This window comes from Rhizobacter sp. P3_B12, from assembly GCF_056402895.1.
This window is the reverse complement of the sequence record NZ_JBFUGN010001457.1, coordinates 1-1,068: the sequence shown is the minus strand read 5'-3', so window position 1 is coordinate 1,068 and position 1,068 is coordinate 1. Positions and strand designations below refer to the sequence as shown.

1 protein-coding gene is annotated in these 1,068 nt (G+C 68.9%); it reads left to right on the top strand.

The window, feature by feature from the left end; all coding sequences use genetic code 11:
• On the top strand, positions 1–1,068 hold a 1,068-nt coding region (locus AC1D01_RS36060), incomplete at both ends, for a hypothetical protein (protein ID WP_477874522.1).

The window sequence follows — 1,068 nt, the reverse complement described above, 5'->3', positions numbered from 1 at the left end:
CGCGATCGGCGGGCTGACTGCCGTCTTCTGGGGCCTCAAGAACGCCGTCGTCATCGTGTGGGAGGTGCTCAACGGTCTGGTGGTGACCGTCGCCGAGCCGTTGCGGGCGCTCGGCTCCGGGCTGTACAAGCTGATGACCGGCGACCTGAAGGGCGCGCAGGACGAGCTGATGGGCTGGCCGGCGCGCATCGGCGAGGCCTGGGGCAAGGCCTGGGACAACATCGTCGCTTCCAGCGCCGAGTCGCGCGACCGGCTGTCGGCGATCTTCAATCCCGACCAGGCGGAGGCTGCGCCGTCCGGCGGTGGCACCCGCAGCGCCACGCTGAAGGGCAAGGGTGACAAGGACAAGGACGGCGCCAGCTCGTACATGAGCTACTACGAGGCCATGCTCGCCGAGGAGAAGCGCGCACAGGCCGTGCTGACCGAGGGCCGCGAGTACACGAAGGAAGAAGAACTCGCGTACTGGCGCTGGCTGACCGACAACCTGACGATGACGACGGCCGACCAGGTCGCGATCCAACGCAAGGCGGCCGCGCTGGAGGTGAGCATCGCGCGCGAGACGCGCCAGCAGCGTGACGCTATTGAGCAGGACGGCATGCGCACGGCCGAGCAGCTCGCGCTCGGCAAGATCGAGCTCGAGCGCGTGGCGGCCAAGGCAGCACTCGACGCCGAGGAGATCACGAAGGCCCAGCTCGCGCAGCTGGAGGTCGAGTTCGAGGACCGGCGCTACGTCGTGCAGGCGTCTGCACTGCAGCGGCGGCTGCAGCTGCTGAGCGCCGATCCGACCGTGAACCCGGTCGAGCTGGCCCGCATCAAGAACGAGCTGCTGCTGGTCGAGCAGCAGCATGAGCAGCAGCGGCTGCAGGTGCTGTCCGCCGCCAACACCGCGCTGCGGGAACAGGGCGCCAATGCCTTCGGCGGCTCGGGCCTGTTCAGCGGCATCGGTGACAGCTTCGGCACCGCGCTGGACGGGCTGCTGCAGAAGACCAGCACCTGGGGGCAGTCGCTCGCGACGGTCTTCGGTGGCGTGAAGGAAGCGTTCCTGCGCAACGTCGTCACCGAGCCGGC